The organism is Protofrankia sp. Cas3 (assembly GCF_963555955.1).
Taxonomy (GTDB): domain Bacteria; phylum Actinomycetota; class Actinomycetes; order Frankiales; family Frankiaceae; genus Protofrankia.
In genome coordinates this window covers 28,129-36,814 of record NZ_CAUVXP010000042.1, presented here as the reverse complement: position 1 = coordinate 36,814, position 8,686 = coordinate 28,129, and the positions used below count along the sequence as shown (strand labels likewise).

Genomic DNA, 8,686 nt, shown 5'->3' with positions numbered 1-8,686 from the left:
AACCCGACGCACCCGCGGCTCCACGAGCTTGGACGCCAACGAATCCAGATGCGTGGCGCGAGCCAGAATCAACCGCTCCTTCGCCTGCTCCACATGGTCCACAGTGATCGGCTCGGTGGCCGGAACCGCGAGCTCCTCGACGATCTCGTAGGCCAACGCGTTGACCAACCACGGCTGCCCCGCGGTCAACTCCACCGCCCGCGCCACCGCCGCCGGGGTGAACACCTGCCCGGTCTCGGCCGTGTGCTGGGCGTACAGCTCCCGGACATCCTCAGCGGTGAAGTCCCCCACCCGCAGCGACTTGAGCTTGATGTTGAAAGGGCTCGCCGTCCCAAGCCGGTTTGGGTCACCACCACTGGCGACCCCGGGGACCCGCGGAACCGCGAAGCGGTTTCGGGGGCAGGAGTCGCGCACGTCGCGCAGCCCACACAACGCCACCGAAGCGGGAAACCCCTCCGGTCGCTCGTTGAACCCAGCCCGCAACTGGCGCAGCACGCTGATCAGACTCGCACCGCGCAACGCGTCGATCTCATCGAAAAACAGCACCAACGGCCGCGGGCAGGCCCGCGCCCACCCCGCAAGCGCCTCCGCGAGCATGTTCTCGTCAGGGGCCGCCGGCCAAGGCGGCGGCCGCAGCTCTGCCGGCAGGGCGATCTCGGCCCGGCTTCGCATCGCGCGGAGTACGCCGCGCTGCGCCGCGCCGTAGTCGTCGCCGGCAGCCTCGCCGACCTCACACGAAAAATGCAGCGCCGCGTACACGCCGGTAGCGGTCAACGCGTCCGCAAGAGCCCGCAGCGTGGTCGTCTTCCCCGTCTGCCGAGGAGCATGCACCACAAAATAGCCCATCTGGTCCACCAGATCGGGCGCTTCGGGCAACCGCGGCAGCGGCGGAACCATGTAGTGGTACGCGGGCAGACACGGCCCCGCCGTGTTGAACCTGCGTCCCATGAGCTAGAGCCCTCCGCGACATCGGACGACGACCGTCCCCGCCACTCTACGGTGCGCCACGTGCCCCGCCGTGTGCCCTGTGTGCCCCGCCGGGTACCCCGCCAGGCGCTCCGGACGCAGACCCGGCCGAACGGATACGGCGACTCCGTGACGGTTGCCGCATCCATTGTCAGGAGCACTTGGTGCATGCTGGACCTCGCCGGACAACGTCCGTTTTCCGTCCGTTTCGGCTGGGCTGCGCAAGACCTGGCCGCCCTGGCACATCCGAGCAATGTCATTGTCATCGTGGACATTCTGCGGTTCACGACGGCGGTAAGCGTTGCGGTCGGCCGAGGAGCCGCGGTCCTGCCTTTCCGGCACCGAGACGTCGCCGCACAGCGGGTCACCGTGCAACAGGATGCGGTTCTCGCCGGCCGCCGAGGCCGAGTCCGACGTACACGGCGAACTGGTCGGATCCGTTTCCGGACGGGAACTCGCGGCCCTGGGCTGGGATGACGACGTCGCTTCCGCCGCGCAGCTTGATGCCGACCCGGTCGTGCAGGATGGGCACTTAGTGGTCGGCGCCGGAAGCGAAGACGTCGTGCAGCTGCCGGCGGCCGGCGATGCCGAGCTTGCGGTAGGCGCGGGCCAGGTGGGTTTCCACGGTCTTGATGGTGACGAACAGGCCCTGGGCGATCTGGCTGTTGCTGTTGCCGTGGAGGGCAAGCAGGGCGACGCGACGCTCGGCCGGGGTGAGGGCGTCGATACCGGTGACCGCGGTCCGGCGCGGCCGGACGCCGACGGCGTCCAGTTCGGCGCGGGCGCGCTCGGCCAGCGGCCGGGCGTGCATGCGGTCGGCGAGCGCGAGGCCGTGGCGCAGCGGCTGTCGGCACTCCTCGCGTTGCCCGGTGCGCCGCAGGGCCGCTCCCAGGTCCACCAGAGTGATGGCGTGCTCGAGCGCGGCCGGGGTCTCCCGCAGTATGCCTGCCGCCTCGGTCAACAGGGCAATGTCGGGACGGGAACCGGCGACCAGTCCGGCGACGCGTAATGCGGCGCCTACGGCCTGTGCCACGCCGGTCTGTCGGGCCCGCTCGACAGCCTGGCCGGCGAGCTGTCGGGCATGCGCGTGGTCCCCGAGGTGATAGGCGGCGAGCGCCGCAGTGGTCCGCCACGGTAGCAGGCCGGGATGGTCCACGCCGTAGATCTCGTCGAGATGGCGCCCGGCGGCGCAGGCGTCGGCCAGAGCCGCGGCCGGGTCGTGCTCGGCAAGGGCGAGCCGGGCGCGGGCGTGCCGGACGAGAGCGGCGTCCATAGATCCTGCGGCAGCGGGGTCAACATGGTTAGCTTGACCGAGCGCCTCGTGGGCGGCGGCACGGTCGCCGCGTTCGAGGTGCACCACAGCGAGCAGAGAGTAGATCCATCCGTCCGAGGCAGTCCAGCCGGCGGTGTGAGCGGTCTGGGCCGCTTCGAGGTCGGCGAGCGCGGCGGTCAGCGCACCCTGCTGGAAGCGGGACAGCGCCCGGTGGTAGCTGGCGCTGGCCTGAGCAAGCAGGTCGCCCCGCTCACGGGCGGTGGCGAGCGCGGCGTCGGCGGCCGCGTCGGCGGCAGCGAGCTCGCCTGCGATGACCAGGGCATGAACCACGAGCCCGATCAAAGCCGCGGGGCTGTCCGGGCCAAGCAAGGGGTCGTCGGCCAACGCGCGGGCGGCCATGTGGCGGACAGCGGACGCCGGGTCGCCTGCCAGCGCAAGCCGGAGCGTGACATGCGCAAGCAGGGGGGGCCGGCTCGGCGGTCGCCCCTGCCGTGCGGCCCGCAGCACGGGGAGCATCCGCCTGTCGGCGTCGGACACCAGGGAAGGGTGGAACATCGCGATCGCGAGATAGCCGGCCAGCAGGTCTTCCCGGGCCGGGTCGTGCGGGTCGAGCAGGTCGAGGGCTTCCCCGCTGGCCGCCGCGGCCCCTGCGGCGTCGCCCCGCGCGTGACAGATCTGGGCCAGCATGCCCAGGGCGTCCGCGCGGGTCCGGGCCGGCGCGTCGCGGAGCAGCGCGAGCCCCTCCGACAGCGTCGTGTGCGCGGCCGTGTCGCCGCCGGTCAGCTGGGCGCGGGCCAGCTCGATCAGCAGGGCGCCGCGCTGGTGTGGCGGAGCCGGTTCGGCAAGGGCGCGGTCGAGGAGCCTCGCCGCCGCCGCGGGATCACCCCGCGACAGCGCCGGGCCTGCCGCCTCGCGCAGCACCCGGACGACGGCGGTGTCGCCCTCGGGCGCGGCCACGAGAAGATGGCCGGCCACCCGCTCCGCTCCTTCACCCTCGGCGGCAAGGATGTCGGCGGCACGCCGGTGCGCACGGGTACGGGCGAACGCCGGTTGGTCGGCGTACACCGCGGCCCCGACGAGCGGGTGGACAAACGTCAACGGGTCCCCGGGCCGCAGCAGGTGCGCCGTGGCGAGCGCGTCGGCTGCCCGTTCGGCGGCCATCAGGTCCAGAGCGGCGTGGGCTGCGACACGGCGCAGCGGGGTGCCGTCGCCGAGCACCGCGGCCGAGGCGGCCAGCCGGCCGGCGTCGGCCGGTAGGTGAGCCAGTCGTGCCAGCACCGAGCGCACCACCGTGTCGGGCACCAGGCCTGCGACGGAGGCAGCCACGGGGGTGTCGGCCACGTTCAAGGATTGCACCAGCTCGCCGACAAGGAAGGGGTTGCCACCGCTGGCGTGGGCGACGGCGGCGACGAGCGCACCGTCCGCTGTCGGCAACGCATGAGTCACCAGCCGGCTGACAGCCTCGGCACTCAGCGGTGCGAGTGTCAGCAGCCGCATCTGCGGAACCATCGCCAGCCGGCGCAACGCCGGCGCGTCGGCCCCGGCCTCACCATCGCGGACGGCGACGACCAGGACGAGGGGGATCCGGTCGGCCCGGTCGGCCAACATGGTCAGGAAGCGCAATGACGCGGCATCGGCCCACTGCGCGTCGTCGACGGTCAGCAGCACCGGCCGGACCTCGTCCCCGGCCAGATCCCAGCCTGTCAGGTTCGCGGTCAACCAGCACAGGCCCAGCAGCACCGCCTCCGCATCCGGCGGTGCGGACGCACCGGCGCCGGTTCCGGTAAACAGCGCGGCGGCGGGCGCGGCCAAGCCGGCGAACAGCCTCGCCCGGTCCGTCTGATCCGCGGCCGCCACCGGCGGCGCGAGCAGGTCAACCGCGACACCCAGGGCGACCTGCCGCTCCAGCTCCCGCCCGCGGCCGGCCAGCACCCGTAACCCGCACGAAGCCCCGAAGCTCTCGGCGACGGCGAGCAGCCTCGTCTTGCCCATCCCCGGCGGCCCCTGCACGACCACCGCGCCGGCGCCGCCCCGGCGGGCCGCACCCACCGCGGCCCGCAGGACCGCCACCTCGTCCGCGCGCTCCAGCAGCGGCTCGCCCCACCTGGAGGCCGTCGGATGCAGCGAATCGACGCCAGCTGGTCCGGACGCCATGGTGCCCCGAGTGTCCACGGCGTGCCCCTCCGTCCCGGTAGCCCCTCCGGCTGGCCGCGCGCAGCTCCGGGTGGCGGCGAAAAATCAGGGTACTCACCCCGATGCCCGCAGGCCCGGCCCCACCGCAGGATGCCCTGGTGACCGATCTCGATCAGCTGCGGCAGCGCCTGGCCGACCTGCTCGCCGGAGCTGGCCCCGCCGGCCAACTCGTGATCTCGGAGACGCTCTTCGGCCCCGCCGACCCCCTGGTCAAAGCCCTGCTCGACACGTACTGCGGCGGCCAGCCGGTCGTCGTCCACGGGGCCGCGCTGGCAGCGCCCGGCGACGGTACGGACGACGTGGTGGTCACCGGCACGACGGACTACCTCAACGTCGACGGCGCGGCGGTCACCGTACGTTTCCGGCCGGCGGGCGCCGGGGTGGCGACGAGGATCCGCGTCGCCCTGCCGGCTACCTGGCGGTTCTCGCAAAGCTTCCCCACACTGCCAATGTCGATCGACTTCCGGGCACCGCTGCACTCCACGCCCAGCCCGCTGCTGGATCTGCTCACGCTGACCGGCGCGGCCTTCGCGCTGTCGACCCACGACCACGTGGACGACGTGCAGGGGGCGTCCCTGCCGGCCGGTCTCGCCTTCGTCGCCCGATTACGGCTGGTCGGGCTCTTCGGCGCGATCGAGCACACACTCGGTGGCGGGATGGAAGACCTGGTGATCGCCGGTCCCGTCCTGTCCGCGCCGCCGGTGCCCACGACGACGCCGCCGCCGGTGGAGCCCGTCGTGCCCGTCCCGAGCCCGACCCCGCTGCCCGGCATCAACCTGACGGCGGCGCTCGATGTGGCGGTCTCCATCGGCCCGATCTCGCTACGGGACGTAACGCTTGCGCTCTACTGCCCGCCGAACGCCGACTGGCTCGCCCAGCACCCGCAACGGCCACCCGCGGTCTTCTTCGGCGGGAAGCTGCAGGTGAGCGACAAGCTTGTCGTCGACGTGTGGGCCGCGCTGCCCCCCGGCGGCGACTCCGTGCTGCTCACCGCCGAGCCCGAAGGCTGCGTCAGCGGAATCGACCTCGGCGATCTCGCCGGACTACTTGGCGGCGACGAGCTGGCCGGCCAGCTCGGCCAGCAACTTGGCAGCGTCGGCCAGGTCACGCTGCGTACTCTGACGCTCGGCCTGTCCGTCGCGTTGCCCGCGCTCGACGACGTTTCGGTCACGGTGGGTCTGGACGGGGTGCGCTGGGCGCCCTTCGGGAACATCCTCGAAATCATCGATCTTGAGGCGATGGTCACGGCGACCAGCCCGCTCTCGGCGGACCGATCGGTTCAGGTGGTCCTCGTGGGCAGGTTCTCGATCGAGGATGTGCCGTTCACGGCCGTGGTCACCCTGCCGGACTTCACCGTCGCGGCCGACGTACACGCGCAACCAACCCTTCCCCTGGCCACCCTGATGCGCACCTACCTGCCGGACGTGCCGCCGGTCGGCGACCTGACGGTGGACCGTCTGCTGCTCGCTGCACGTCCGGGTGACTTCTACACCGTGTCGGCCCGGCTGGCCCCGCGGCCGGCGGCGTGGACGCTGGACCTGGGGCCAGAGAAACTGACGGTCAGTGACGTCGGATTGGCGCTCGGCCATACGGCGGGCTCCGGGTTCAGCGGCGCGTTCAGCGGCCGGCTCGCCCTGGCCGGGGTTGACCTCGACGTGGGCTTCCAGGTGCCCGGCCCGTTCGCGCTGCGCGCTGACCTGCCGCGCCTCGGCCTGCGGGCACTCCTCGGCGAGCTCTGCGACCAGCAGATCCCGTGGCCGCCCGGCTTCGACATCGTTCTGGACCATGCGCGGATACGCCTGGACAAGCGCGGCGCCGACCTCGGGCTCATGCTCGGCGCGCAGGTCGAGGGCTTCGGGAGCCTCGCGGTCGACATCCGCCGCGCCGGCACGGGCTGGGGCTTCGCCGCCGGTTTCGCGCTGCCGACCGGTTGGCGGCTCGCGGCGCTGAGCCAGGACCTCGCGCCACTGGACGACGCGTTCCGGTTCACGCGGATGGTGCTGGTCGTCGCCTCGTTCGACGATCCGGCCTTCACCTTCCCCGACCTGTCCGCCTTCGGCGATCCCGCCATCACCACCCCGCGGATCGCCCTGCCCGCGAGTGCCGCACCGGGCGTAAAAGCCGGTGTCAACGTCTTCGCGGAGATGGACGTCGGCGGTGACCGCGGGCTGGAGTTGATTAAGAACAGCCTGCACCTCGACCACGCCACCCTCGACGTCCTGGTGCAGGTCGGTGAGAACCCGGCGAACGTCCTGCTGTCGGCGGGCCTGTCCGGCTCGTTCAACGACAACCTGGCGTTCACCGGCGCGCTGCGTGTGCAACTGGTCGGCGGCTCACCGTCGATCGGCCTGTTCGGCCGGGTGGCGCTGGAGGCGGACGGCCAGCCGCTGGTGTTCACCGCGCAGCTGGACGTCGGCCCGAACGGGGCCCTGCTCGCGGGCACGATGCCGGCGCCCTGGAAGGGAGCGTTCGGCGTCGATGGGCTGACGCTGTCCGACCTCGCCCTGCTCGTCGGTATCAGCTGGGAGCTGATTCCAGCGATCGGCATCGCCGCGACCGTCAGCCTCGGCGCCTTCGCAGGCTCGGCGGCGGTGCTGTTCGACGCCACCGTGCCGTCCAGGAGCCTGCTCGCCGGCAGCGTGTCCGACCTCGGTCTCGACGACGTGGTGGCCACCCTGCTCGGCGGCCAGGTCGAGGTGCCAGCCGAGATCGGCCCGGTGCTCAGTGGCTGCCGTCTGGAAGGGGTGCACCTGTTCGACGTGCCGGCCGCCCTCACCGCCGACTTCGACGGCGCCGCGCTCACGCCGGCGATCACGGCGGCGTTCCTCAGCGCCGGCAAGGTCGCCCTGCCCGCCGCGACGTCGGCGCTCCTGACGGTCGCCGAACCGGGGCGGCGTTGGCACCTGACCGACCGGACGGCCCTGCGGCACTACGGGATCGCGCGGCAGGGCGACGTGCTCGCGGTATCGCTCGACGTCCAGATCTACATCGCGCCGGAGCCGACGATGATCGGGCAGCTGGTGTTCCCGCAGGGCTTCCGGCTCGCGGCGAACCTCGCCGCGTTCGGCTTCGGGGGATCTGTCGACGTGGACGTCGACCCCAACGCCGGTATCGCGCTCGACGCGACGATCAAGCCGATCAGTGTTGACCCGATCTTCGCCCTCACCGGCTCGGGCGGCGAGGGTGGCCCGCGGCTGTCGCTCGCCACCTACGACGCCCCGACTGCGGCCGTACGCGGGCCCCACTGCCTGGTCTCCGGCGCGGTGACCATGCTCGGTTTCACCCGGGACGTGGACCTGCGGATCAGCCGCGACGGCTTCACGCTGTCGCTGTCGGCATCGCTGTTCGGCACCTTCGATGCCAACGTGACAGCGAGCTGCCCGTTGCGGAACTTCGCCGCCGCTGACCTGAGCGTCGAGGCGACGATGCACAACGACTTCCTGGACCTCGTACGCACCCGCGGGAGCGCCGCGATCCAGAGCGCCGCCGGGGACGCCACGCGCGCCATCGGTGACGCCCAGCGACAGGTGAACAACGCCCAGGCGAACGTCGGCCGCATCCAGGCCCAGATCGACCCGCAGGTGGCCCAGATCCGGCGGGAGCGCGCGCAAGCCGACAACGCCCTACGGAACGCCCAGGCCGACGTGGACTCGATACAGCGTCAGATCGACGGCGAGCAGCGCACCATCAACGGCCTCAACCACGACATCGACGGCCTCAAAGGCCAGCTCTCCTGGTGGAACGCCAGTTGGATCGGACCACAGATCCTGGACAAGGGCAGGCAGCTCGCCCAGCACCAGATCACCTTCGGCGGCGAACAGGCAACGCTCGGCACCGCCCTGGGAACCCTGCAAGCCTGCCGGGCCGCGGTGACGACCACCCCGATCGAGGCCGACCCGCGGGTCTCAGGACTGTACGCCGAGCTCGGCGTTGCCCAGGGGACGTTCACGGCCGCCCAGGGCGTGCTGACCCAGACCCGGGCCGCCGTGGGCGGGATGGCCGCCGCGGGCACCTGGCTTGCCGACAACGGACCCGACCACCTGCTGGATGTCACCAAGGCGTCATTCCAGGGCTCGCTCAGGCTGGTGGGCGGCGGGGCGGTGACGATGAGCGTCGCCTACACGCTCATGAACCAGCACGGCGCGGCGGCTGTCGCGTTCGACTTCCATGATGTGGAGAACGGTTTCGTCGCGCTGGTCGACATCCTGAAGCAACAGGCCGGCGCCACGGCGCCCCGCGGTTGAGGAGAGCAGT

The 8,686-nt window shown here is 72.1% G+C and carries 4 protein-coding genes; 1 reads left to right on the top strand and 3 read right to left on the bottom strand.

Features of this window, described 5'->3' with window-relative positions; genetic code table 11:
• The 3 genes from U9983_RS10600 to U9983_RS10590 all read right to left on the bottom strand — a co-directional run.
• The coding region (locus tag U9983_RS10600; protein ID WP_322753841.1) for an ATP-binding protein at positions 1-948 on the bottom strand (948 nt) is incomplete at its 3' end.
• Between the two features lie 382 nt (positions 949-1,330).
• A complete protein-coding gene (locus U9983_RS10595; protein WP_322753840.1) occupies positions 1,331-1,498 on the bottom strand; it encodes a hypothetical protein in 168 nt (55 codons plus the stop codon).
• On the bottom strand, positions 1,499-4,411 hold the full coding sequence (locus U9983_RS10590; RefSeq protein WP_322753839.1) for a helix-turn-helix transcriptional regulator: 2,913 nt from the start codon (positions 4,409-4,411) through the stop codon (positions 1,499-1,501).
• A 119-nt stretch (positions 4,412-4,530) separates the two neighbouring features.
• Between U9983_RS10590 and U9983_RS10585 the strand changes: the two genes are divergently transcribed.
• The gene (locus tag U9983_RS10585) at positions 4,531-8,676 is read left to right on the top strand and encodes a hypothetical protein (protein ID WP_322753838.1); all 4,146 of its coding nucleotides are present in this window, start codon (positions 4,531-4,533) and stop codon (positions 8,674-8,676) included.
• Positions 8,677-8,686 lie beyond the last annotated feature (10 nt).